This window comes from Nocardioides kongjuensis (assembly GCF_013409625.1).
Taxonomy (GTDB): Bacteria; Actinomycetota; Actinomycetes; order Propionibacteriales; family Nocardioidaceae; genus Nocardioides; species Nocardioides kongjuensis.
The window spans coordinates 4,419,728-4,442,986 of sequence record NZ_JACCBF010000001.1 but is presented as its reverse complement, the minus strand read 5'-3'; the positions used below and the strand labels follow the sequence as shown (position 1 = coordinate 4,442,986).

21 protein-coding genes and 1 pseudogene are annotated in these 23,259 nt (G+C 64.1%); 12 read left to right on the top strand and 10 right to left on the bottom strand.

Going from position 1 to position 23,259, the window contains the following annotated elements:
- The first annotated feature begins 835 nt into the window (after positions 1 to 835).
- The 3 genes from BJ958_RS21365 (at position 836) to BJ958_RS21355 (ending at position 4,695) form a co-directional block, all read left to right on the top strand.
- On the top strand, positions 836 to 2,074 hold the full coding sequence (locus BJ958_RS21365) for an Ig-like domain-containing protein (RefSeq protein ID WP_179728859.1): 1,239 nt from the start codon (positions 836 to 838) through the stop codon (positions 2,072 to 2,074).
- Between the two features lie 1,179 nt (positions 2,075 to 3,253).
- Entirely contained in the window at positions 3,254 to 3,910 is a 657-nt protein-coding gene (locus BJ958_RS29335) for a glycosyltransferase family 61 protein (protein ID WP_179730316.1), read from the top strand.
- A 494-nt stretch (positions 3,911 to 4,404) separates the two neighbouring features.
- On the top strand, positions 4,405 to 4,695 hold the full coding sequence (locus BJ958_RS21355; RefSeq protein WP_179728858.1) for a DUF4193 domain-containing protein: 291 nt from the start codon (positions 4,405 to 4,407) through the stop codon (positions 4,693 to 4,695).
- Between the two features lie 62 nt (positions 4,696 to 4,757).
- On the opposite strand, the gene BJ958_RS21350 is transcribed toward BJ958_RS21355, so the two are convergent.
- Positions 4,758 to 6,236, bottom strand: coding sequence for an N-6 DNA methylase (locus BJ958_RS21350; protein ID WP_179728857.1), 1,479 nt, complete (start codon positions 6,234 to 6,236; stop codon positions 4,758 to 4,760).
- A gap of 1,384 nt (positions 6,237 to 7,620) precedes the next feature.
- Between BJ958_RS21350 and BJ958_RS21345 the strand changes: the two genes are divergently transcribed.
- Positions 7,621 to 7,818, top strand: a complete 198-nt coding sequence (locus BJ958_RS21345; RefSeq protein ID WP_179728856.1) for a hypothetical protein — start codon at positions 7,621 to 7,623, stop codon at positions 7,816 to 7,818.
- A gap of 248 nt (positions 7,819 to 8,066) precedes the next feature.
- Entirely contained in the window at positions 8,067 to 9,311 is a 1,245-nt protein-coding gene (tcmP, locus tag BJ958_RS21340) for a three-Cys-motif partner protein TcmP (RefSeq protein ID WP_179728855.1), read from the top strand.
- A gap of 52 nt (positions 9,312 to 9,363) precedes the next feature.
- On the opposite strand, the gene BJ958_RS21335 is transcribed toward tcmP, so the two are convergent.
- Entirely contained in the window at positions 9,364 to 10,119 is a 756-nt protein-coding gene (locus BJ958_RS21335) for a DUF5131 family protein (RefSeq protein ID WP_179728854.1), read from the bottom strand.
- 69 nt (positions 10,120 to 10,188) lie between these two features.
- On the opposite strand from BJ958_RS21335, the gene BJ958_RS21330 reads away from it, so the two are divergent.
- The 3 genes and pseudogenes from BJ958_RS21330 (at position 10,189) to BJ958_RS29180 (ending at position 12,793) form a co-directional block, all read left to right on the top strand.
- Positions 10,189 to 10,494 carry a MarR family transcriptional regulator gene (locus BJ958_RS21330; RefSeq protein ID WP_343052764.1) on the top strand — a complete coding sequence of 102 codons (306 nt, stop codon included), beginning with the start codon at positions 10,189 to 10,191 and terminating at the stop codon, positions 10,492 to 10,494.
- A gap of 78 nt (positions 10,495 to 10,572) precedes the next feature.
- Positions 10,573 to 11,640 (top strand): annotated as a pseudogene (locus tag BJ958_RS21325) (IS3 family transposase); the annotation flags it as partial.
- A 301-nt stretch (positions 11,641 to 11,941) separates the two neighbouring features.
- Positions 11,942 to 12,793: a PD-(D/E)XK nuclease domain-containing protein gene (locus BJ958_RS29180; RefSeq protein WP_179728852.1), complete on the top strand. Its 852-nt coding sequence runs from the start codon at positions 11,942 to 11,944 to the stop codon at positions 12,791 to 12,793.
- Positions 12,794 to 13,194: 401 nt separating this feature from the next.
- Here the strand turns inward: BJ958_RS29180 and BJ958_RS21315 are convergent, their stop codons facing one another.
- Complete coding sequence (locus tag BJ958_RS21315) at positions 13,195 to 13,404, bottom strand: hypothetical protein (protein WP_179728851.1); 210 nt, start codon at positions 13,402 to 13,404, stop codon at positions 13,195 to 13,197.
- Positions 13,405 to 13,561: 157 nt separating this feature from the next.
- Between BJ958_RS21315 and BJ958_RS21310 the strand changes: the two genes are divergently transcribed.
- Complete coding sequence (locus tag BJ958_RS21310) at positions 13,562 to 13,966, top strand: hypothetical protein (protein WP_179728850.1); 405 nt, start codon at positions 13,562 to 13,564, stop codon at positions 13,964 to 13,966.
- Positions 13,967 to 14,487: 521 nt separating this feature from the next.
- On the opposite strand, the gene BJ958_RS21305 is transcribed toward BJ958_RS21310, so the two are convergent.
- From BJ958_RS21305 to BJ958_RS21295, 3 genes are all read right to left on the bottom strand, one after another.
- Entirely contained in the window at positions 14,488 to 14,796 is a 309-nt protein-coding gene (locus tag BJ958_RS21305; RefSeq protein ID WP_179728849.1) for a hypothetical protein, read from the bottom strand.
- A complete protein-coding gene (locus tag BJ958_RS21300) occupies positions 14,793 to 15,032 on the bottom strand; it encodes a hypothetical protein (protein WP_179728848.1) in 240 nt (79 codons plus the stop codon). Before BJ958_RS21300 ends, BJ958_RS21305 begins: the two co-directional genes overlap by 4 nt.
- A 414-nt stretch (positions 15,033 to 15,446) precedes the next feature.
- A complete protein-coding gene (locus BJ958_RS21295) occupies positions 15,447 to 16,295 on the bottom strand; it encodes an Ig-like domain-containing protein (protein ID WP_179728847.1) in 849 nt (282 codons plus the stop codon).
- Between the two features lie 507 nt (positions 16,296 to 16,802).
- Here BJ958_RS21295 and BJ958_RS21290 point away from each other — a divergent pair.
- The 3 genes from BJ958_RS21290 to BJ958_RS21280 all read left to right on the top strand — a co-directional run bounded on the left by BJ958_RS21290 (position 16,803) and on the right by BJ958_RS21280 (position 19,998).
- A complete protein-coding gene (locus tag BJ958_RS21290) occupies positions 16,803 to 17,336 on the top strand; it encodes a hypothetical protein (protein WP_179728846.1) in 534 nt (177 codons plus the stop codon).
- A 927-nt stretch (positions 17,337 to 18,263) separates the two neighbouring features.
- On the top strand, positions 18,264 to 19,397 hold the full coding sequence (locus tag BJ958_RS21285; protein ID WP_179728845.1) for a hypothetical protein: 1,134 nt from the start codon (positions 18,264 to 18,266) through the stop codon (positions 19,395 to 19,397).
- A gap of 202 nt (positions 19,398 to 19,599) precedes the next feature.
- Entirely contained in the window at positions 19,600 to 19,998 is a 399-nt protein-coding gene (locus BJ958_RS21280) for a hypothetical protein (RefSeq protein WP_179728844.1), read from the top strand.
- A gap of 244 nt (positions 19,999 to 20,242) precedes the next feature.
- On the opposite strand, the gene BJ958_RS21275 is transcribed toward BJ958_RS21280, so the two are convergent.
- The 4 genes from BJ958_RS21275 to BJ958_RS21260 form a co-directional block, all read right to left on the bottom strand.
- Positions 20,243 to 21,109: a hypothetical protein gene (locus BJ958_RS21275; protein ID WP_179728843.1), complete on the bottom strand. Its 867-nt coding sequence runs from the start codon at positions 21,107 to 21,109 to the stop codon at positions 20,243 to 20,245.
- Positions 21,102 to 21,359 carry a hypothetical protein gene (locus tag BJ958_RS21270; protein WP_179728842.1) on the bottom strand — a complete coding sequence of 86 codons (258 nt, stop codon included), beginning with the start codon at positions 21,357 to 21,359 and terminating at the stop codon, positions 21,102 to 21,104. Before BJ958_RS21270 ends, BJ958_RS21275 begins: the two co-directional genes overlap by 8 nt.
- A gap of 257 nt (positions 21,360 to 21,616) precedes the next feature.
- On the bottom strand, positions 21,617 to 22,891 hold the full coding sequence (locus BJ958_RS21265) for a hypothetical protein (protein WP_179728841.1): 1,275 nt from the start codon (positions 22,889 to 22,891) through the stop codon (positions 21,617 to 21,619).
- A complete protein-coding gene (locus BJ958_RS21260) occupies positions 22,888 to 23,190 on the bottom strand; it encodes a hypothetical protein (RefSeq protein ID WP_179728840.1) in 303 nt (100 codons plus the stop codon). The genes BJ958_RS21265 and BJ958_RS21260 overlap by 4 nt, the downstream gene beginning before the upstream one ends.
- Positions 23,191 to 23,259: the final 69 nt, after the last annotated feature.

The following is a 23,259-nucleotide window of genomic DNA, read 5'->3' as shown; positions in this document are numbered from 1 at the left end:
TCGAGTTCGGGGTCGCGTTGACCACGGCGCAAGGAAATCTTCCGCTGATCGGATTGCCAGTGAGGGCGCCGCTCATGTTCATCGAGCGGAGTTGTCTCCACACCGTGTCGGGCGCGACACGGGAGCTCGACGGTCGACTGCATGCGTCGATATGTTCGCCGCGGTCACGTTCGGCGTTCTATGTCAGCTCGCCCGTAAGTGCCGCTCAATGGTGGCGTCCCCTTTGCGTGGGCAACAAGTCGCGGATCGACAAGAGAACGGCTCAACGGCCGGGTATTGGTGTGCGGTCTAGACGCGTCGTTGCAGTGGAGGACTCTCAGTTCGAGGCGATCGGATTGGACACCAACCCGCGCGTCGCGTTCATGTGTGAACCGGCAGAAGCGTGCAAGTCCAACGTTCTGGTTCGGACGACGAAGATCGCAGGCGGCTCCACCTTCGCCGGCGGATCGTTCACCCTCGACCTCCGAAGCACCGCCGTCACGCTCCCGAGTCCGCCCTCATTCGACCGCGACGACATCCGACTGACCGACCGCGGATGCGACACGACGACGCCGATCGCGACAAGCAAACGCACATCCCGCCTGCGGCCGCGGCCGTCCTCACCTTGCCCAATTCGGGCTTGGTCCGCAGACGAAGGCTCGCCGACTGCCTCCAGGTCCGCGACCCCGTTGGTCACCGGAAGTGGTCGTTCAACACGGTCACCGTCGGCAGCTGAAGGACCGCGCTCGCATCCGCCAAGTGAAGGGTCCGGGGACGGATGGCGCTTCGCCCAATGAGGAGTAGTTTTCAAGTGCCCCAGTCTCGTCTTCGATCTACAACACACGCGGCAATTCTCGTGGCAGCGGTCACCGCGATGTTCTCGGCGTTGATGCTGACCATCACCACCGGTCAGTCTCCCGCATCTGCCGCTACCATCCCGGACGGGATTACATCCATGACGACGACCGCTTCACAGGTGGAGCAGTGGGACGAGGTCGACTTCACTTGCACCTGGGCGGTTCCTGACTACTCCCAACCCGGTGACACCTTCACGCTCAAGCTTCCGGCGCAGTTGCGCTGGTTCGGTGCGGCGGCCTTCGATCTGCGCGATCCCGATGGCACTGTTGTCGCCACCGCGCTGGCCGACGCATCCGGCCTGGTCACTTTCACACTGAGCGGCTACGCGTCGGATCATCCGACAAATCTGCATGGCGCCTGCGCATTCAGCACGCAGTACGTTGAGCAGACGACCACCGAGCAGGTCGACCTCCAGTTCGATGTCGGATCGAGCGTGATCCATGCGCCGATCTCGACCACCGATCCGTGTACCGACGGCTGCGGTCCCGACCCTGCCGCCACCAAGAAGTACTCTTGGTGGCACAACGCCGAGCAGAGCATCGTCCGATCGGTGATTACGGCGCCCGCGATGACCGCCGCCACCTCCGACGTTACGGTTACCGACACACCCGGACCGGGCCTCGCCTTGGATTGTGCGACGGTGGCCGTGAAAGTCGGCACAGTCCGCGGCACACGCGGATTTCTCAGCGCGCCGTTCACCAACAACCCGGCCACGATCACCTGCACGGCTCAACAATTGACCGTCACCCTGACCGGCCTTGCCGTCGGAGAGATCTTCGAGGTGTGGGTCGATGCCCACGTCATAGACCCGTCACGCGGGGCCTACACCAACCAGGGCACCGTCACCATCAACGGAGCTGAAGAGCCGGTGACCGCGACGGAGCGAACCTCGTCGGCGAGCGGTACTGGACAAGGTTCCGCCGCGACTCCAACCGCGACGCCGACGCCCACACCGACTCCAACATCCACGGCGACGCCCGCCCCGACCCCAACACTCGCCCCCTCGACACCGGCGGGCTCGATCACCACGACCGACCAGGCGAGTGCTGCGCCGGTGCCCAAGGGCGGTGAGGTGGCCGGGTCCTCAACGCTCCCGAACACCGGCTCGCCCCTGTCTCCGGCGCTCATCCTGTTCGCCGTCGCTCTGTTGGGTGCGGGAGGTGTCCTGGTCGCCCGGTCGCAGCGGCAGGCGCCACGCAAGAGCCGCGGAGGCGTGAGGTGCCCACCGCGCGGATGACGTCCGACATGACGTCCGTAGAGGTCGTCCGCCGGGAAGTCATACTCATCGAGCCGATACGGTCAAAACGGCCTCGGCGACCGCTTGGCAATGCTCGAGGCGCAGAACTCCGTCGAAGAGCTCGTTCGGCCGGACGCTGCAGCCTATTCGTCCGTCGCTACGAGAGAGCCGAGGCCGGCGACCTTCCGGCATCCACCACAGCAGGCACTCAAGAAGGCGACCGCGCCTCGTCCCGAGCACAGTGAGGACAGTGAGGACAACGCGTGATGACCACATGATGACCACACGCGCAAGCGGGGATTTGGTGAGATCGCCGACTTGTACTGACCCCGGCGGCACCGCGCGACAAGCACAATCCGGCGACCGGGGGGTTCGTTTGAGACGCGCCGAACCGTTCCGACGATCCGCTCTCGCGCGGAGGGCGCTGCCTCCCAACTTCGACGTGACCTATTGGGATTGGGCGAAAGTAGCCGTCAGCCGTCCCTTCTAACTCGTCCACTGGCAAGAACCCGAGACTGAGCCGATCCGAGGCCGGCTGCGCCGGCGTTTCAAGGTGCGGGAGGAGGACTTCAACGGCTGCCTCGAGGTTGCTCGCGACGTTGGCCGCGGCGCGTCCTCATCTGTCGTCAGGGTGATCGCCGTGCCACCCGGCGCGGCTCCGGATCCGCCGAAGTACCGGGAACTCCCCGAACCCCGAGATCGGCACCACGAGCTGCCCATCGAGGCCGTCGACCTGAACCTGCGCGAGTACCGAGAAGTCGTCGTCGCCCCGTCACCAGGTCGCGCTGCGGGGCCGAGTCGTGCTGCCCGACACCTACCGGCACCATCGCGGCAAGGTGCTGCGCAACATCGCCCTTCCTGAGGTCGCCCCAAACTTCGTCGTGCCGGTCGAGCCGATCGGGCCCGACGTCCCCGTCCTGGACGGCACCTACCTGCACCTCGACAACGAGGATCGCGGACACTTCGGTCACCTGATCACCGAGTCGCTGGCGCGAGTGTGGGCCTGGCCTCACGCCCTCGCCGCAGACCCTGACGCGCAGGCAATCGTGATGGCGAGCGACGTCCACCCGACGCTGCTCGACCTCGAGCTGGCACTGTACGACGCTGGAGGGATCCCGCGCGACCGGGTGCTCCTGGTGGAGGGACCGGTGCGCCTGGATCGTCGTGGCCGGCACGCCCATGTTCAGCAACCCCCACTACGTGCACCCGCAGGTCGCCGAGGTCTGGCGTCGGGCGGGAGATCGGCTCGCCGCGCAAGCGGAGGCGCTCAGCAGGCCACGGCGAATCTTCGTGTCCAGGCGCCTGGCGAACCGGTCGTGCCGCAACCGGGAGGACGTCGAGCAGGTCTTCGTCGACCACGGCTTCGAGGTCGTCTTCCCCGAGGAACTCTCGCTTGCCGAGCAAGTCCAGATGTTCCGCGCGGCCGGCGTCGTTGGTGGATTCGCCGGAAGTGGCATGTTCCAGCTCGCGTTCGTAACGGAGCCGACCCGGGCCATCCAGGTCGTGTCCGCACCCTGCCGGCCTCGCAACGAGTACCTCATCTCCGCAGTCCGCCCGGCACGGCGTCGACAGCATCGTGTGCAGCGACGTCGAGGACGACGGTCCCGGCAGGTACTCGGGCTTCCGCTACGACGAGCAGCGGGAGGGCCCGCACCTGCGTCGGCTGCTCGCGGCCCTCCCTCCATCCGGTCGGACCCGACCCGGCGGCTCACTGATCAGTCCCAGCTCCGCCTCGGGTCCGCCTCGCCAGCGTTGAGAGACCAGCCCTTCCTTGGCGCCCCGACCGACCAGCCAACACCCGCTGCTCCGATGTCTCAACGCGACGTTGGTGGCTGAGCGCAGCCCGTCGCCGCAAGCATGGGTTCTCCTCAAGGCCTCAAGGTTCCTTGTCAGCGGGAGCAGAGGTTGGCGGCCAGAGGACCGCCAGCCCGTGCGCTCACGGCATAGAACCGACATGCGGAAACGATGCGAACCAAGGTTGCTCGTCGAAGTCCACGGCGACGAACTCGTCCTGGCTCTCGATGAGGAGTGCCATTGCGACTCAGCGGGCGGTGGCGAGAGCCGGTCCTAGGACGCACGAGTTGGGACGCCCTTTGCCAGCCGGGACGCACGAGCGGGCAGGATTGGCGGTTCCGATTGCGTTCGTAGTTCCCACCCCGTTGACCGACTTGATCCTCCATGATTCGTGTCTGGCCGGCTGCCCCGGGCGGTCTGCATTCCGGAGGGGACGGGTAACTGCGCAACCCGCGCGGTGGTGCAACACTGCTGCTGCCATCCGCACGCTCCCGACATGAGCGGCGGTCAGTCGAGAGGGGAGAGAGCAACCAGTCATGGCGACTGACTACGACGCACCGCGCAAGAACGAGGACGAACAGTCCGAGGAGAGCATCGAAGCACTCAAGGCGCGCCGCCACGACAAGAACTCGGGCAAGGTCGACGAGGACGAGACCGAGGCGGCCGAGTCATTCGAGCTGCCCGGCGCCGACCTGTCCCACGAGGAGCTCGCGGTCGAGGTGAAGCCCAAGCAGGACGACGAGTTCACCTGCATGAGCTGCTTCCTGGTCCACCACCGCAGCCAGCTCGCAGATCCCAAGAACATGATCTGCAAGGACTGCGCCTGATCACACATTCCGCTCGATCTGGTAACAGACTTCTGCCACACGCGTTCGGAAGCGGCGGTCCGTCACGCCAAGCGTGACGACCTGATCCACCTGTTGGCTTCATCGATGCGATCGCGAATCTCGTCAATGCGCTTCACGACGCGGGCGATGGCAACTTGTCGCTCCGTGTCGGGCCTGCCGTCTTCACGGACCGGCACCTCAATCACCAACTGCGTGACACGGCGAACGTACAGCTTCGCTTCGTACATGTAGCCACCCTGAGCGATCGTGCGCGCCAGAGCTACCGCCAAGTAGCCCAGATCGATGTCGTGGGCGGGGAGCCCGTCATCGCCGAGTGACGACAAGCGATTATCGCCGGTGTCGCTGCCGTCCACGTCGATAACACCAGGCTCTTCGGTCGGCCACGGCTGAACGATCACGACATCGTCTGTCATGACCGAGCCGGCTTCACGCAGGTGAACCAAACCAACGGCAGATGCCCCAGTCGCCATCACGGTCACCGACGGGAACTCTTCGGGCTCGACACCCTTGGCTTCCCTGAGCCAGTCAGCGTCAATGCGGCCCTTGATCACGTTCGCACGAGTGAAGACCGAGTACACAGGAACTTCACCCGGGTGATCCCGGAGGTCGACATTTCGGATCCGAACCCCGGAGCGGACCGTGAAGCGGCTGCTGTCAGAGAGGGCAAAGGTGCCCATCGGACCATCCTCGAGCGCGTCGAGTTCGGCACGCGCACTGTCGAGATCGGTGAGCAATTCTCGGAAGGTCTGGGATACCTGGTCTACGAATGCGCCGCGTTCAACTGCTTCGGCCCGTTGTCCGAGCGCCACCTGCTCCTCGTCGGTCCAGTGACGCGTGACGTCCCATCGATCATCCTTGCCGAACATGTCAGCTGGAACGAGCTTCGCGATCTGGGTATCCGCGTAGGCAGTCGGCCCCGAAATGACCTCGCCCATCCCATCCTCGACGTACCGGATGAACAGGTTGGCCAGATCCATCAGGTCGTTGTCGTCCGGGGTGGGAACGCGCTCGTAGTCGAGCGTCTCTCCAATGCTGCGAGCGATCCCGCAGAACACTGGCGGGCGAGACTGGTTCGGCACACGACGCTTCTCCAGCGCCAGGATGTAGGTCGGTTGCGCTGTGTTGAAGAACGCGTTTCTCGGCAACGCGATGCTTGCCAAGATGTTGCATTCGCTCAGGAGGTTGGACTTCATCCGGCTGGCTGTCCGGTTGAGAAGGCCGAGAGGAACGATGATGAACGCGCGGCGCCCCGGCTTCAGGGCGCCGGCAATGTAACGGAGGAACAGTGCCTCCACGCCAAGCCCGCCCGTGTCGTAGTACTCGTCGAGCGAGACCCCGTTGCGCGCTCCGCTGATCTGCTCGATCTCGCGCCGGTAGATCGACGACCCCTGGGTGACGTAAGGCGGGTTGGTGAGGATGACGTCCACTGCGTCGCGTGGCGGCTGCAGCAGCGCGCCCAGAGTCTCGTTCTCGTTGAGCAGCAGGAACGTGATGGTCGAAGCGGTCGGCTCGAAGACCATACGCGCCACTCGATCGCGGAACCCGGGCCGACACTCATCACCGCGCTCGTGGCAGTTAATGGTGGACGACTACCCGAGAGGCCGTGATGAACGTCGGTTCGCCTTCACGCGATTCCAGCAACGCCTGCTGCTGCGGAGACGTCGTACCCGCCACGTAAGCCGCGGACCATGCCTTCAGCAAGCCGGACGACGTGCGCTATTACGATCCGGCGCGCCGCGAGCATGCACCAGATCGCCCAGGTCCTCCACAGTGGACCCGGCGAGAGGGTTGCCGGGCGACGCCGTCGCCAGAGGGCGTTCTGCATCCAGCACGGCAAAGATGGGCCGTGGGCCGTGGGCCGTGGGCCATCAACGAAGACGACACCATCCGCACGACGGCTGGCTATGGCGGCCGGTACGACTTCGATCCCGCTAGGTACGGGCCGAACTGACAGGCCCGGGTGCCTCGGTTCGGGGGGGACCCTATCGGTCGCAGGCGGACCCAATGGCCGCGTGCCACGAAGGACCGCTGCGGCAGACCCCACTCAGCGGTTTGTGCAGGCAGGCTTGGTCGGATGCCGCCTCGCCGGTCGGCGGCCTTCGGAAGGTCGCCTCGCCACCGCCCGCACCGTCGACTCAAGCCAGCCACCACGGCACATCGCGCCGATCATGAGGACCTTCCCGTGCTCCATGCGGTGCTTTGGTCTGTGGCGCGGCGGTTCGCTTGCAGGTCCAGCAGCAGACCGAAGCCGAGCGCGCCGCGAGGAGTGTGGCAGCCAGGATCACGTGTTACGTCCGTTCGTTCCGCAGGTTCGCCCACGCACCTATCGCGACTGCTCAAGGTAGTGTCGCCATCAGCTAGGTGCCCACACCGCCGCGCACCCGCCCTGCGGCGCGTCAAACGGCTCCGACGGGTTCTAAGGAAAGCCCGCTCGTTGTTCAGACGGCGAAGCCCCTCAATCCCTTTTGCAGCCATCCAGTTGGCCCAGCACCGTAAGAAACTGCGGTCTCGCCCTCGTCTCCCACCGGGTGCCTTGGCGCCGGCGCCCCCTTCCCCGCGGAGGGAAGGCAGCGCACAAGGCACCCGCCCGCTCCAAGCCGATGTAATGCGCGACCCGTTCGATCGACGTTCGGAAAGGACCCAACAAGCGCTCAACCGGCTCTGGCCTTCGGGGTTGATCGCGAAACGCGTCTGACCAGCCGTTTTCCGAGGAGGGCGAGGCATCAACCCCATCGACGTCGCGTTCAAATCCCACGGCATGCGCAGTGTCACACCGGGGGCCCGCAGCGCACCTTCACCGGTCATCACGGGACGTAGCGAACCGGCCTGTCACACATTGGCGAGTTCTCGGACTTTCCCGTGTCGTCGACCCAAGTTGGCGAAGCTCGAATTGCGAGGTGAAAGGTGAAGTTCAGTAAGCAGGCGCCGCACGACCGGCACAGGAACGAGACAGCGTCTCATATGCCGCTGACCGCAGCCGTTTGGGTCTTTGGCCCCGTACTGATGATCGTTGCGAAGGCCGCACCGCTGCTAGCCCTGATCGGCGTCGTCATTGTGGGCTTGTTCGCGTTGGTTCCAATCCTTCTTCGTCGGGAAAACTGATGGCTGGGGCCGGTACGGCTCGCCGCCAGACAGCGGGCCGCAACTCAGCCCGCTCTATGGGTCCTGTACGCGTGAGACGCACCACGTGGCAGCAATCTGTCGCGACTTCTCGAGGCATTTTTCAGGACATTCGCAGGTGCTGAAGCCGCCTCAACTCGCCGGCACGAGCCAACTTTCCGCTTTCAACACTGAGGCCATGTAAGGATCCCGAAACCGGAATGGCGGCGTGACTCGTTGCGGAGGGCCAGATGGTCAACAACGACAAGTTCTTCACAGGGCAAAAGCCGGCTGCAGTGCTGAAGCATGCAGTGCTGATGGCGTATGCCTATCCATACTTCTCAATGGTCGGGCGGTGGCATCGCGGGCCGATGTGGCTGATCGACGGTTATGCCGGCCCGGGCATGTACGACGCCGATGAGTCTGGAACACAGATTGACGGGTCTCCGATCGTTGCCCTGCGCCTTGCGAGGAAGCAGCGAGGGTTCAGCCCTTCTCGTGATGTCCGGTGCGTCTTCATTGAGGCCGATAGCACCTTCGTAGCCGCACTTCGCAAGAATGTGCAGCCGTTCCAGAAGGCGGGTCTGCACGTCGAGGTGCTCCACGGGTCAGTCGAGGATCGCCTCACTGAGGCATGGTCGAGAGTCGCGGGGAATCCCGTCCTGACCTTCATCGACCCATTCGGGGTCTCCGCTGTCTCGAAAGCGATCATGACTGGTCTCCTCCTCAAGCCGACCCACAAGTCGTCTGAGGTACTTGTCAACATCAACGTCGAAGCCATTTCTCGCCATGGCGGGTACCTGCAGTGGGACGCGGCCGGCGACCCCGAAGTACGACCGGGCCTCTCACCCAATGGAGTGGAGAAGTCAGATACCTTCTTTGGTGGACTTTGGTGGCGCCGGAGCTTCCTTGAGGCGCGCGACCGGTACGGTGACGCGGGCGTGGCCGCGACAGTGGTCGTCGACGAGTACCGCGAGGCAATCCGGGCGGAGACTGGAGCATCGTCCCTGGTGGTACCGATCCGCCGGTCAAGGACCGGGGCGCTGCTCTTCTACTTCACCCTGTTCTACCGGCACCCCGGGGCGGGCTACAAGTTCGCCGACGCCGCCGCCATCGGCCAACTCAAGTGGCGCGAAGCGTTCCGCCAAAAGGATCTCGAAGAACTTCGTGCAACGGAGGCCGCTGAGCCGACCCTCTTTGGGCTTGACCTCGCCGAGGAGGTCAACGAGGTCGAGGCGAACGCACGGGAGAAGGCACTCTTTGACGCATCCGTAGCCCACATTGAGGCCAACATCCTTCGCATGCTCGCGCCGCTGCCGTCAGGCCAGGGAATCCAAGCAGGAGCCAACATCGTGGAACTGCTCGGCGACTGCATGTCCTTGGCTGGCGAGAAGGAGCTAAGAGCGGCATGGAACGGCTTGATCAAAGCGCAGAAAGTGCGCAAGCGGGCGTCCAGCCCGAAGGAACTGTGGAAGCACTACATCATCAAGCAGTGATTCCACCCCAATCGATTGTCAGAGCCCAACCGTTGCCGTCATAAGTTGGCCGTCACGCGGTCACGCCGCGTGGCATTGCCGGCATCTCAGACCAGATTGCCCCGTCGAGGTCGCGGCCGTGCGCCTTGGGAGTGCGACCGCCCCATTGCTTGTGGAAGAACGGCACGTTGCTGTCGACGCACTCGTCGCGAATGTCGCGCACCCAGTCCGGATCAAGCGAGCGTGCCTTCGGACCCGACTCACCGCCGGTGATCACCCATCCGATCCCTGCCAGATCGAGCCCCTTCAGCGGGCCAAGAAGGGGCTCGCACGACAAGAAGCGCACCGCCGCCGGGACCTCTCGCAGATGGTCAACGCGATGGAGGTGATCGGCGTTCTCGACGCTCACTCCCATCCATAGATTGTCCGGCCAGTCGAGCTTGTCTGCGAGCTTCGGCAGCCGTGCCGACCGCTTCGTCAGAACCTGGTATGTGTGCTGGGGAGTCTCGGCGATGACCGCGAACACGTCGCGAATGAAGGTGAGCGGGACTCGAGCGTGGAATAGGTCCGACATCGAGTTCACGAACACCACCCGCCTGCCGCCCCACCGGTAGGGCTGAGCCAAAGCATCTGGATGGATGCTCAACGCGAATCCCGGTCCCGAGGTCCGTGGGTCACCGTCGGCTTGGTAGCGCTCGGATCCCATCGCCTTGAGACGCTTGGCCATCGCGAGGGCATAGCAGTTGTCGCAACCAGCGCTGATGCGATCGCAGCCAGTCGTGGGGTTCCACGTCACTTCGGTCCATTCGATGCCGGTCTTGCGTCGCATCCGTCCCCGCTCCCATTCCCGGACTATGTTACGAGATTCCCGTAACGTATGTCCCGTAAGATAACACTCGTGGACGTGAATCTTGAGGAGCTTCGCCGGCTCTCGCGTGCAGCGTTCAATCAGACCTATCGGCTTGAGGTGATGCTGTACGTCGCCGAATCCGAGGGTCTCGTGACCCAGACCGAGGTCGCTCGAGCCCTCGGTCTGTCCGTATCCAACGTTCAGGCCCCAACCCGAAGCCTCATCGAATGCGGCTTGTTGACGCCGCTACCGAAGACAGACAACCGCAGCCTGTTCCTCGCCCGAACCGACTCACCCGCTTGGGACTGGGCCCGCCAACTTCGAACTCAGGCCGCGAATGCTCAGGCCTTCTGAGCGGCGCTGGCCTCAGATGGGTCTGCTGCACGGATAGGTGACATCTGATCTGCGTCGATGTGTGTCGTCGCTGGAAGGATGTGCACCAGGCCGAAGGCGTTTCCCAAGGAGTTCCGCGAGGACGTGATCCGGGTCTACCGCGACTCCGATGCCTCCCTGGCCCAGGTCGCGAAGGACTTCGGTATCTCGCCGTCATGCCTCAAGCGCTGGATCACCATCGACGACCGCAACTCAGCCAACCCCTCGCCCGCTGGCCAGGCCGCGAACGAGTCCGAAGCGCTGCGTGAGGCGAACAAGCGGATCAAGCTCCTCGAGCAAGAAGTCGAGGTCCTGCGCAGGGCGGCGGCCTACCTGTCCCAGGCACACCTGCCGGGAAAATGATGTACCCGCTCGTCCGCGAGCTGGCCGCGGACGGGATCCCCGTCGCGGTGACGTGCCGGGTCCTCAAGATCGCCCGCCAGCCCTACTACCGCTGGCTCGCCGCCCCTGTCACCGATGGCCGACCGCACGGCCTGGCGGATCTGCTCCGAACTCGGCTGGTGGTCGGTGTTCGGGAAGAAGCGCGGCCGCAACGGCAAGAAGCCAGGCCCACCGGTCCATGACGACCTGGTAATGCGGAACTTCACCGCCGATGCTCCGAACGAGCTGTGGCTCGCCGACATCACTGCGCACTGGACCCGCGAAGGCAAGCTCTACCTCTACGCGATCAAGGACGTCTACTCCAACCGGATCGTTGGCTACTCGATCGACTCACGGATGAAGTCACGGATCGCGGTCGCTGCACTCGACAACGCCGTCGCGCGTCGCAACGCCAAAGGCGTGGACGTGGCCGGCTGCGTCCTGCACACCGATCGAGGGTCGCAATTTAGGTCCAGGAAGCTGGTCCACCAGCCCAACCGCTACGACATGGTCGGATCCATGGGCCGGGTCGGCGCGGCCGGCGACAACGCCGCGATGGAGTCGTTCTTCTCGCTCTTGCAAAAGAACGTCCTCGACCGGCGAGCCTGGAGCACCCGCGAGGAGCTGCGGATCGCGATCGTGACCTGGATCGAGCGGGCCTACCACCGCCGACCCAGACAGGTCGCTCTCACACGGCTGCCCCCGGTCGAATACAAGCTGATCATGAAGCCCGCCGCCACTCAGGCGGTCCAACCCCGACCGTCACCCTTGGACAGCAGGCCCCCCGACTGCTGGACGAACTGTGCCGAAGGTCGGCACATATCCATGGCGAACAGGTGTGCGGCAGAGGACCGGGGGCTCGCCGCCACTCTGTCACCGCCGCCCCGTGACGGCGCGGGCGGGGTCTTCGGGCGATGTTTCGGAGTCGAGAAACGCACCCACATCCGGCCATCACCACATGTGGATGGTGGATGATGGGCGCCCCGCGCCACTAGGTCGCCGCGGACCCAGATTGCGCGGCAAGGCGACTTCCGGTGAAGTACCACTCGTGCCCCGCGTACGCGAACAGATCGAAGCGATCCTCAACGAAGCCGACGTCCTTGAAGAGCGCCTCCAACAGTGGCAGAACGGCGAAGAGCCGACTAGGCCGGAGCTGCTGGACGGCGCCCGGTCCTACGAGAAATGGTTCGCACGCGCGCGCCGGTTCGTTCCGGATGAGCACGTCGACGAGTTCAAGGACATGTACGAGGGCGGAGTCTGGACGAATCGGATTCGCGCCTTCCTCTCGACCCCGCTTGCCATCAGTCCGCTCTGGGACGAGGCGAAGGGCACCGCCCAGCCGTTCCCCAAGTACACGAACCCATTCCAGACGACATTCAAAGAGAACTTCGATCGCCAGCGCGCCGCACTGACCATGGCGATGGACGCAGAGGCAGGCATCGTAGGTCTACTCGACGAGTTGACTGACCTATTCAAACGATTCCCGGACTACCTTGCAGTTCTGTCGACGCAGCAGAACGAGAACGTCAGGGCGCCGAGCATCGAAAATGAACGAGATCTGCAGGTCATTGTGGAAGCCATCCTGCGACTGCACTACGACGATGTCCGCCCCGAGGACTATGTGCCGGAGTACGCGGGCGGTCGCTCGCGGATCGACTTCCTCCTACGAGAGGCGGGGGTGGTCATCGAGACTAAGATGACGCGTCCAAGACTGCGCGACCGTGAGGTTGGCGAGGAACTGTCGATCGACTGGGTCCGCTACCGAAAGCACCCCGACTGCCGCGCCATCCTCGCAGTAATCTACGACCCCGGCCGCTTCATCTCCAACGCGGCCGGTCTTGAACGCGACCTATCGTCGACCCGCGACGAGCCAGTCACGAGAGCACTCGTCGTCCGCTGACGGGAACATCACTTCTCACATCGGATTCCTGCCCCCCATTAGGGCTTCGAGGACAGTCGCAAGATCGGGCTTGAGATTCGGACGTTCTGCGCGGCGGCCCTGGTGCGGCGCTTGCCGTGTTGGAGGCCGGCACTGCTGAGGGTCACCCAGTGTTGCTATGGGCGAGACCCGGGTGCGGTTCTGGATGTTCGTCCCCGAGCGGCACGTGCGCAGCCCAGCGGTTGACGGAGCCCGGGTTCTGCCCGGAAGCTTGAGGCGGGCCACCCCACCCACCTCTCGCGAACTTCAACAGCTTGGACCGTAAAGGGCGACGACAGCAGGAACTGATCGAACGGCCGGCTCCTGCCGTCGGGGGTTGACCCGATACGAAACGCCGAATCTCGCGTCAAGACGGACCATGGCTACTCCTCCGCCGATGGCTCCCTTTCGCGAGCCTCGCCAAGAAGTTGAGTCACGTCGACATCGTCCGCCGGGGATCGGTAACCGAGGATATCCAGCGCCGCGTGCGCCAAAGTCGCGACCGAGGCTTCCGGGCTGGCCACAAGCAGCATTTCCGTGAAGTCGGCTTTGATCGAAGCAGCCTCCTCGCCAACGCTCGTTGCCAAAGTCACGCCGGGCACATGAAAGGAGTCATCGGCGCGCCCTGGATGAAGGTGTCGATCCGAGTCTTCATGTCGGCTTGCTGCACTGCACTAGTCATGCAGGACGATCACAAGCGAGCGCCTCGATCAGCAGCCGGCAAGACCGCCAGCCCGTATCCTGACCTGCATGTGCGGTGAGGACTCGGCCGGCTGGACGCGCACCATCCGTACACCCGGCAGGTATGCCGTGATCGCCGGCGAGGAGATACTGGTTGAGCTGCATGGGCGCAACTACGTCAAGCTAGCGAGCCCGCGCGGCATGGTGCGTTACGAAGTGGACGACCTCGATGACCTCCTCTCCGTCAAGACAGCTGCCACATGGCGCAATGGCACGGTCGCAATCAACGCGGTCTCCGGTGAGGAGTGTGGTTTCTATACGTTCGACCGTGGGCTCGCCGAGCGAGAGGGCCTCGCCGGCGACACCTACAACGGCTGGTGGGGTGCAGCCCTTGTCTCAGAGTTGACCAATGTCGCTGAAAGGGTGACGTCCCTCCACCCGAGGGGTCGGCGCCGAACCGAGCCCGGGCCGTGAGGCTGCTCATGGCTGGGGACTGCACCCTCCCCGGTAGGGGGGCGTCAACGGAACTGCCGTGCCCCCACTACACAGGACCGCGCACAAACTCCCAACCCCCTTCGGGTGAGGTTGTCGATCGCCAAGCTATCTCGGCCGCTCAGCCACTTGCCGCGGACGGTGCATGTCCTGGCAAAAGCACGACGCCAGTCAGAGCACGAGTCACGACCGCGATCGTCAGCCACAGCCCAGCACCATCAGCCTGCGGAAGAAGGCCTCACGGTGAGTGACTGCATCAGTTGAACTGTCGGCGGGGCGCCAACCTGCAGGGCGATGACCTGCGCAACCACCTGCACATCCTGGTCGCTACCCACGCCATTGAACGCATCCGCGTGCATCAGTTGAATCACTCAGACGCTCCCCGCCCCAGGGAAGACCGTCGGTGTCGCGGTCTGCGACATTAACTCCGCCTTGATTGAGGCTACGAATGCCCGGATCAACGGATGCACCGCCGCTCCTTCAAGCGCGTCCATCGTCGGCGATCACCGCGCCGCCTTCTTGACCGTGGTGCCGCGCCCTTTCGCTAGGCGTACGGCCTCGTCGACAAAGACGGCCCGCGCCGCCTCGAAGTCGTCGGTCTCGATGAAGACCCTGATGATGGCATTGTCGGGATACCAGACCTGGTAGCCGCTGCCGGCCAGCCCACGGATCCCGATGTACTCGCTCGATCGCATCTCGTCTGGCTTGCGGCCGTCCACGACGAAGTCCGCCTGTTCGACAAGGCCACGGGCGACCATCTCTTCTGCCAGCTGGTCCAGCTCATTGCCGGGCACGCCGGGAGTCGTCGTCATCGGTTGCTCTCCGCCATCTGGTCGGCCGTCTGAGCCCCGTTGGGCCCCGCCGGCACCGTCACCGTCGTCGATTCTGTAGAGGTTTGTCGATGATCCCACGCTCTTGCGTCGCTGAATAGCAGCCCGCCCGACCACAGCGGAAAATCAACATCCTCGTCGGCCATCAGGCGGATGACGTTCACCTCACGGAGCTCGTCGGGATCTTGCCACCAGTACTGGTCATCTTCGTCAGGCATCGTCGAAATCGCCTCCTGCCGAACCACCGCGCGTGTTAGGCCAGCGCGGCTCAGAGAGCAGACGCGCCTGCACCCAGTGCAGGTACTTCTCGACTTCTGGACGATCTCGCGTCTGGGGGACTGATACCCATTCGCCTCTTCAGACAGAAGTCGGTGCCCGCTCGGCGAAGTTTGTTGGCGTAGGTGAGACATCGATCGCTGCCAAGTAACCGTCCCGATCCAACGATAGCGCTTACCAAGTGACGGCGTTGCTGATCGTCGATGACCCGCCTTTGCGGAAGGGTTGAGCCTGCCGGCCGGCTTGGCGCGAACTCCGGCTGAGGAGACCCTTTCTGCATCACCGTCGGTGTCAGCTAGGTGGCGTTTTGAGAGTTCTCAATGCCGCTTCAGGGCTGTCGCACCTTGTCGTCGCGCCTACTTGACGAGGACAGTGATCGTCGCCGAATGCGACGTTCCATCGTGCTGAGTGACAGTGTAGGTCGCCGCGGCGGAACCATGGAACGCCGGGTTTGGCGTGAAGATGACGACTTCATCCGACGCGATCACCCAGGTTCCCTGGCCCGCCGAGGATTGCCCCAGTTCCAGTTGCGCATCGCGGTCGACATCAATGTCATTTTCCAGCACGCTGATCATGACGGGGATTCCGGGGGACGTACGCGCTCGGTCGCCGTTCACAACGAGACCGTTGCGGACCTCGATTTCAATCGTGGCCGAACTGGCGACAAGTTCGGTGTTGATCGACTCCGGAAATTCTTCGCCGGCCGGCACTTCGATCTCGTTTCCTTCACCGGCAACGATAAGCTCACCATATTCATGTGGCCCGTCCTTGATCAGATGCCGGTACCTGCTGTCACGCGGCAGAGACAGGTCATAGCGACACGTTGCGTGGCCGTGAAAGCCAGCGACCGGCGTGAAGGTCATGGACATGTCCTCGTTGATTGTCCAAACCCCAGCACTCCTGTCACAGCCGACAAGGATCGCTGACCGCTTGCCCGCGCTCTGAGGCAGTTCGACAGCAGGAAACTTGACTTCGACCCCTGGAGCGAGCGTGTCGTTCGCGACCACGTTCACGGTGACCGGGGTTCTTGCATCCGTCACAGCGACGTCAGGGAGCGCAACGATCATGCGATCCGCAGTGGCTGCGCTCTCTCCGTCGACGACGGCCAGCTCCCTATCAGCTGACCAACGTGCGAAACAAACGCCACCCAGAGCAACCATGGCGACTACAAACACATACGCCCACGTCGGCTTCAGTGCACTCACCGTCTGGCTCCGTCCCCAAAGTCTCTCAGCAACTCAGTCACGACCACTGCCCGCACGGACTCCTCGCGCCACCGCCGCACCGTCGACGTCAAGCCAGCCACGACGGCCCCCGCGCCGACCGTGAGGACCGGCCCGTGCTACATGCGGTGCTTCGGCCTGTGGCGCCGGCGGTTCGCTCGCAGGTCCAGCAGCAGACCGACGCCAAGTGCGCCGGCGAGGAGTGTGGCAGCCAGGATCACGGTGTTACGTCCTTTCGTTCCGCAGGGTCGCCCACCCACCTATCGCGACTGCTCAAGGCGGCGTCGCCATTAGGCGAGCAACAGGTACCAAGCCCGATCGCTGATTAGACGGCGAAGGCTCTCGATCCCTTACAGCCATCCGGTTGGCCCAGCACCGTAAGGACTGCGGTCTCGCCCCCGTCTACCACCGGGTGCCTTGGCGCCGGCGCCACCCTCCCCCGCGGAGGGAAGGCAGCGCACACGCACCTGCCCACTCCAGGCTGCCACGATGCGCGGCCCGTTCGACCGACTTCCCCAAAGGACCCATGAAGTGCTCAACAGGCTCCGGCCTTCCACGGCTCACATTCGAGCTTCGCTCACGCACACGGCTGCCCGTCCTGTCGTCGCACCGATCATCGCCGCCGGGCAGCGTCTCGTGTCAACCACTCCGCGCGTTGGGGTGCTGTACGTGCTCGCTGTCGGTGCCGCGGTCGTGCTCAGTGGAACGGTCGTCGGCAGTCCGGACGCCGGACCCCAGCATGCAGCCGCGAACGCCTCGTCTTGGGAAGCGTCTCCGTACCGCGACATTGCGAACCGCATGGCCGACGTGCTGCGCGACCCCAAGGCCCTCGATCCGGTGGTATCAGCACAGATTGGCCACATCGAGGTGAGCGGCACCGGATGGCTGCGCATCGTCGCACTGAGCGAGCTTCAACCGGAAGCGGCGACCTCGGTTCGCGCGGCACTCGCGAGCGAAGGCGTGGCAGACGACAGCCGCGTGGTCGTGACCGACAGCGATCGCCAGCTGACGCTGGCCTGCTGAGGCCAATCCCTGCCGGCAGAGCCGCGGCGAAGGCTGTCTCGGAGCTTGTCGAACTTCTCGCACGCGAACCGTCAGCCAGGATCTCCTCGAACCACCAGATCAGCCCGCGTCTGCGCCCGTCCCAATTCGCCCCGCGGCCGTGTCGGGCTCGGCCTGTCGTCCTCGGGCATGACCCTTCAGATCGGCCGCCGGAAGTCGTGCCACGCCCGAAGCGCCAGACCGCTTCCATCGGGTTCAGATTGCAATCTTGCGCATTGCATGAACATGAGCCAGAACTGCCGAAATCAACGCAGCCGCAGTCGCGTCCCTGAGTTGAGCGCAGGCCATCGCGCTGCACGGCTTGAAGCCACAGCCGGCCGGCCGATCGAACTCAGAAAGGTGGAACGAGAATGGAAGTTGGATCGGCGGCCGAGTGGGTCAGCGGGATATGCACAGGTTTGGCGACGTTGGCGGCCGTGTTCGCCGGAGCGCTGGCACACCGGGCCTACCGTCGCGAAACCAGCCGCGATCGACAGTCTCTGGCTGCCGGCGTTCACGCCTGGATCGCGTGGGATATTGCTGAGTCCAGCGGCGGCCAACGCCTCATCGTGTCGAATCTCAGCTCGGCCCCGATCTACGACACACAGGTCGAGTTCACCATGTACGGCATTGCGTCGACGGCACCAGGCCGGGGCAAGGCGTGGTATGTCCTCCCACCTGGCCAGTACATGGTGATGGAAGACGAGCGATACATCTGGTCGCTCCCAGACCCGATCCACAGCCTGCAGCAGTTTCGACCGTACGCACGGAGCGAGAAGCACCTGGTCACGACTCTCAGCTTCACCGACGCTCGCGGAGCCCGTTGGCGCCGGGACCACTCAGGACAGCTTGAGGAAGTGCCCCCGCCAGCGACTAGGCCGATCAGCCCGTTGGCGCCGGGGGTGCCCGATGAGTGACCACCTGTGGGTGCTCCTGCTTCCGCCCGTCGGCCTCACGGCCGCTCTGGCCTTGGACACGGCGCTGTGGACTGCCGCTGCCTACAGATGCGCCGCCACGCGGAAAGGAAGCGCCGATGCGCGCGGCCCAAGGCTCTGGGCAAAAACAACCGCGCTCGCGTTGTGGGTGACGGCGTTCATCTTCACCGGAATTGCGATCCTGCTTGTGCTTGTTCTCCTGGTCGTCGCCATAGCGTCAACTGCCAGGTCGACTTCTTCGCCGCCGCCAGATTGGGTCGCGTCACTCACATACTGGCTGTCGATCGCGGGCGCGGGGATCCTGATTGCAGCAGCCCATCGCAGGATTCGATCGAGAATGACCTTCTGGGTAGAGCGCTGCGGTCGGATCGGCATCGCTACGGATCATGTTGAGCGTGCGAATGTGCAGGTGCTCGCTTGGCGCGTGGGACGGTACCGGTCGCGACGGTCATCCTCGGCGCTGGGTGTTGCTGCCGGGACATTGTCAGTCCTCGTCGTCGGTTTGTCGTGGGAGGCCCGCGGCAGTGGCGGTCTTGGCAGCATCGGCATTCTTGTTGCGAGCATGACGATGTACGGGCTGTTCCTTGCTCTGGCACCTGTCGTCTTCCCGATGTGGGATCCGGTCGCCGAATTGGGCTTTCGCGCTAGCGAGTACGACGACCCGCCGTCGGCCGGTCCTGATACCGATGAGCATGAATCTGCGATCGCGGAATCGCTCCTCAACTCACCGCTAACGTTCGTCAAGAGCACTGGCGCCGTCGTCCTCCGATCCCAGGCTGACGTGGCATGGATTGCGGACCTGGCGTTGCGCCGGCTGGGGCGTGATCACCCTTTCAGCGTGACTACAGAGGCCTCACGGTCGTCTCTCGTTGCCGCGTTGTGCAAACCGCGTGCGACGGCGATCGAAGTTCAGGACGCGCTGGCACACCTCCTCAAGGTGCTGGTCGGTGGCGTGATTCCGGGCGCTGCGCCGACCGATGCCGATGCTAGGCGAATGCATCCACGTCTGAGGCTCGTGCGGGATTCTGTCGTCTTCGTTGCCGGCGTGTCGACCGGCTTGCTGGCCGTGCTCCCCAGGGCGATCGAGCTGATCAAGAGTCTGCAGTAGGACCTTCCCGGGTATCGACCGCAAGGAGGTCGTTGAGCGGCACTGGAGCTCACCTTCTTCGACTCGCATGTACGAGGCAGCGGCTCCAAACGGAGAGCCCCCAACCAACCAATCCTGCACGCCCAACCGCGGCCATAAGCCGAGGATCGACCGGAACAGTTCGTCAGTTCGTTTCCCATCGATCCGGCCTATCGTTTGCCGCATGACCGCGTACGACGTCGAGTGGGCCGACCAAGTTCGGGAAATGTGCGACCCGATCTTCAATGCGGCCCAGGTGGGCTTTGAATGCCAGCTTCTCGGGGTCAGCGAGGCGGGGACGGTAGGCGGCCTCTTGTGGGAGGCTGATCCTGCACAGTTCGCGGCCAAGTACCCCGATAGTGGCATCGTCGAGACATACGGCTCCGACTGGGAGAGCACGTCGTGCATCGACTACGAACTGACGATCGATGATGCGCGGTTCAACTCGTCCTCACTGTCGAAGGTTGGAACCTTCCTGTGGTTCGCCTCGGCGCGAGCGGAAACGGACGACGTGACGGCGCTCGAATCGCAGACTTGGTCGCGCGGATCCTGGGAGTTCCGTCGCCCCGGTCGGGTGAAGTAGCTGAAGAGAAAGTCGGTCTGACACTCTTCGTCACGTCGGCCCGAGGCGCTGGCTGAATGGTCGAGGGCCACCGTCGACCTGTTGGTATGGCGCCAAATCGCTGGCTCGCGGACCGGTCCGGCATACGTGACCGACCGTCAGCCGATGCGGCGACCGCAACGGCTGCGACGACGACAGCCACCGCGGCCGCTACGACATCTCGTTTCATTAGTGCTCCACCGTCATCAGGCCGCCACGGCTCGGCTCACGGCTTGTAGACGAATCTGTACCGATGGTCAAAGGCAATAGCCAGGCGCTCGACGAGCGCTAAGGCCCAGGCGTCGATGCGGGGCGTTCTTCCGTTCACTTGACGGTCCGCAGCCCAGTCAGCCAGATCGTGGGCCAAGTCGGGCGGTGCGCCGAACCTGATGAACTCGCTTGCGTCGCTGAACAGCAGCCCGCCGGACCACAGCGGACAATCAACATCCTCGTCGGCCATCAGGCAGATGACGTTCACCTCACCGAGCTCGTCGGGATCTTCCCACCAGTACTGGTCATCTTCGTCAGGCATCGTCGAAATCGCCTCCTGCTGAACCGTCGGGCGTCTCAGGCCAGCGCGGCTCAGAGACCAAACGCGCCTGCACCCAATAGAGGTGCTGCTCCACCTCAGACCGGTCTCGCGTCTGGGAGACTGATCCCCTCTTCTGCCGTAAGCCGCATATTGCTCCGCGATGGCCTCGATCAGCCAGGTCTGCACCATCACGGGCACGTACTCCTGAAGCGTGGACGTCGGGTGCGCGAGGTCAGCGACATCTGTCTCCAGCAGCGGCATGAGCCAGAAATCGCCTGGGATTGCCGCTCCAACCTGGACGCCTACATCCGGCGTGTGCGCCATTGCTGGGAATCCGAGGTCGACGATCGAATCTCGCCATTCGCCACGCTTCAGCAGAACCGGCTGGACCCGGTGATCGGCGCCCGGCCGCTGCTCACGAACGGGGGTGCATCTCACGGCAATACGAGCGTAGTCACCGACTCGCAGCTGACGCATCGACAAGTCACCGGAATAAAGCATCCACCCGTCGACGTAGATCCCATGCAGCGGCGACATGGCTCGCTGGGCGAAGTCACGCATGAAGCTCGACCCGAACTCCGGCCGCGACCGATTGCTGCAGCCTCCGGCACAGACCCCTCCCCCGCTCGAGGTAGCCGTCGACGTCGTCCCAGTACTCGTAGGTGTCGAACACTTCTGCCCACCGGATCAGCTCCTCGACAAGTCCGTCATCCTCGATACCGAGTAGCGATCCTGTGACGACCGGGTCGGTGGGCAACATTCCAAGGTCATCCGCCAATGGCAAGCTGTCCCAGCCGTACTCGGTGACCATTCGAACGGTGCCGTACAGGCGCCGACGACCTTGTCGCGCTTGTGGTGCGCGCGCGGGACTTGGGCCATTGCCGTGATCGGCGGCATGCCGATCTGAAAGGCCAGCGCTGCTGATCGGCGTGGACCCCGCATCCGAGGGCCGGTGCGCGTACCAACCGAACTCTCGGGCGCTGCGGATGCCTTCCGATTTGGTTGGTCGTTCTGCGCGGCGTACTTCTGCCCCAGACACGAGTCGAAGCACCCGTCGCAGGCGCCGCATCATTCCCATGACCCGGTCAGTGGGGCGACAGAGGTGAAGCTCACCCCGCGGGCGAAGAGACCTTCGAGGCCGGTGACGGGCAGGGTGTAAACCAGCTTCCCCGTGTCGAGGTTGTAGGTCTCGATCAGGGCCTCGCCAGTCTCGAGTTGGATCGCGAACGTCAACAGCTTGCCGTGGCCGGCTGCCTCAACGCGATACTCGGGTGCTTTGCGAAGCGTTGGACTGACGGGTCCGATCTCACGGACCTCGTGGGTGTCCAGGTCGACCGCAGTGATCTGGCCTTTGTCATCAACTCGAAAAATCGAGCCTTTGTGCGCATAGCCGGGCCACGTCGCCAATCTCGCGCCCGATGCGGTCGTCGTGTAAGCGGGATCGTAGAAACCCGCGAAGGGGTAGAGCAGGGTCGACTGCTGGGTCCCGGTTTCGGGGTTGAGCTCGACCAGGCGGGCGTAGGAGCCCATGCCGGGAGCCACCTCGATCGGTTCGCCGGTCTTCAGAGATTCGGAGCTGTTTTCGTCAAGGAAGTACAGGTGCCCGTCGTGGCCGACGACAGTTCCCGAGCCGAGGGGTGCCATGACAGCCTCCGACAGGTCGATGTTCGGCGGCGCACCGTCGTCCAGCGGCCAGGTCATTGCAGCGTCAGTTTGTCCGGTGACCAGGTCAGTGCGATAGATCGTGCTGTGTTGATCGCTCAGGCTACTGCTGGTGGCGCTGTTGGTCACCCAGACGGCATCCTTGGTCAAACCCGCGGAGTCGGGCACGTCGGGCACAACGCTGCGTCGCCACTTACCGCCATGGGTCGTGTAGACACTGGTCTCGTAGCCATTCTCTCCTCCCCCATCGTTGGAGATGAACACGCACGTGCCATCGACCGCGACGCCGGTCCAATGGCTGGAGAACCGTAGCCCCGGGGGTCGCGTCTCACGGTGTCCAGAGTGCTGGCCGATTGTGTAGAGGTCGCCGTCGGACGGCACGCATAGCCTTCCGTGGTCAGATGCGATCTGACTTGACCCTTCCTGACCGCCCTTGATCACCTGTGCGCGGCCGTCTGGTCCGACGAGGGCCAGGTAGAACGTGACCCGCTCGTCGTCGTCGGGATTGGAGTACAGGCCGATCGCGACCACCGCGTCCCCGTAGCCATCGGCGAGTACCGCTCCCCACGTCGTGGGATTGTCGGGTTCGGGTGCACTCCTGTCTTCGCAGCCGACAGCCAACATGCCGGTGACCAACACCAGGCCGGCCACACCCACGCGCGCTTGCCTGGGCGCGGTCACGGCCGCTCTCCGGTGACCGGATCGACGTAGCACGTGGCGTAGACCCTAGTCTGGGGCGCGTCGACAAGCAGTGAATACAAGTTGGACTGAGCAACGCTAAAACCAAGAAACGTGATCTGATTCGCCGAGGCCACGTCCCCGATGCCTCCCGGCAACGGATTTCGACACTCATCCGGGTCGGCCGCCACCCAGCAATCGATCGGTTCAGGAAGATCAAGCAACCACGGCGCTACCCCCTCGAACCAGAGATCTCGAGGATCGCCATCGGCTTCAATTTGCACGCGCGGCTTCGTGGACATTCAGCTTCCTGCCTCTCCCCCGACGGTCTCCAGGCTGTGACATCCCGGTCGTCAGGTCGACCTGTAGCA

Coding starts and splice junctions, on each gene's coding strand:
- BJ958_RS21305 (WP_179728849.1), bottom strand. CDS start 14,796: ATGACGACGACTCCCGGCGTGCCCGGCAATGAGCTGGACCAGCTGGCA.
- BJ958_RS21335 (WP_179728854.1), bottom strand. CDS start 10,119: ATGCGACGCAAGACCGGCATCGAATGGACCGAAGTGACGTGGAACCCC.
- BJ958_RS21350 (WP_179728857.1), bottom strand. CDS start 6,236: ATGGTCTTCGAGCCGACCGCTTCGACCATCACGTTCCTGCTGCTCAAC.
- BJ958_RS21260 (WP_179728840.1), bottom strand. CDS start 23,190: ATGTCCACGAAGCCGCGCGTGCAAATTGAAGCCGATGGCGATCCTCGA.
- BJ958_RS21290 (WP_179728846.1), top strand. CDS start 16,803: ATGCGCGGCCCGTTCGACCGACTTCCCCAAAGGACCCATGAAGTGCTC.
- BJ958_RS21285 (WP_179728845.1), top strand. CDS start 18,264: ATGAGTGACCACCTGTGGGTGCTCCTGCTTCCGCCCGTCGGCCTCACG.
- BJ958_RS29335 (WP_179730316.1), top strand. CDS start 3,254: ATGTTCAGCAACCCCCACTACGTGCACCCGCAGGTCGCCGAGGTCTGG.
- BJ958_RS21355 (WP_179728858.1), top strand. CDS start 4,405: ATGGCGACTGACTACGACGCACCGCGCAAGAACGAGGACGAACAGTCC.
- BJ958_RS21280 (WP_179728844.1), top strand. CDS start 19,600: ATGACCGCGTACGACGTCGAGTGGGCCGACCAAGTTCGGGAAATGTGC.
- tcmP (WP_179728855.1), top strand. CDS start 8,067: ATGGTCAACAACGACAAGTTCTTCACAGGGCAAAAGCCGGCTGCAGTG.
- BJ958_RS21275 (WP_179728843.1), bottom strand. CDS start 21,109: ATGCGTGACTTCGCCCAGCGAGCCATGTCGCCGCTGCATGGGATCTAC.
- BJ958_RS21310 (WP_179728850.1), top strand. CDS start 13,562: ATGTGCGGTGAGGACTCGGCCGGCTGGACGCGCACCATCCGTACACCC.
- BJ958_RS21300 (WP_179728848.1), bottom strand. CDS start 15,032: ATGCCTGACGAAGATGACCAGTACTGGTGGCAAGATCCCGACGAGCTC.
- BJ958_RS21270 (WP_179728842.1), bottom strand. CDS start 21,359: ATGGTCACCGAGTACGGCTGGGACAGCTTGCCATTGGCGGATGACCTT.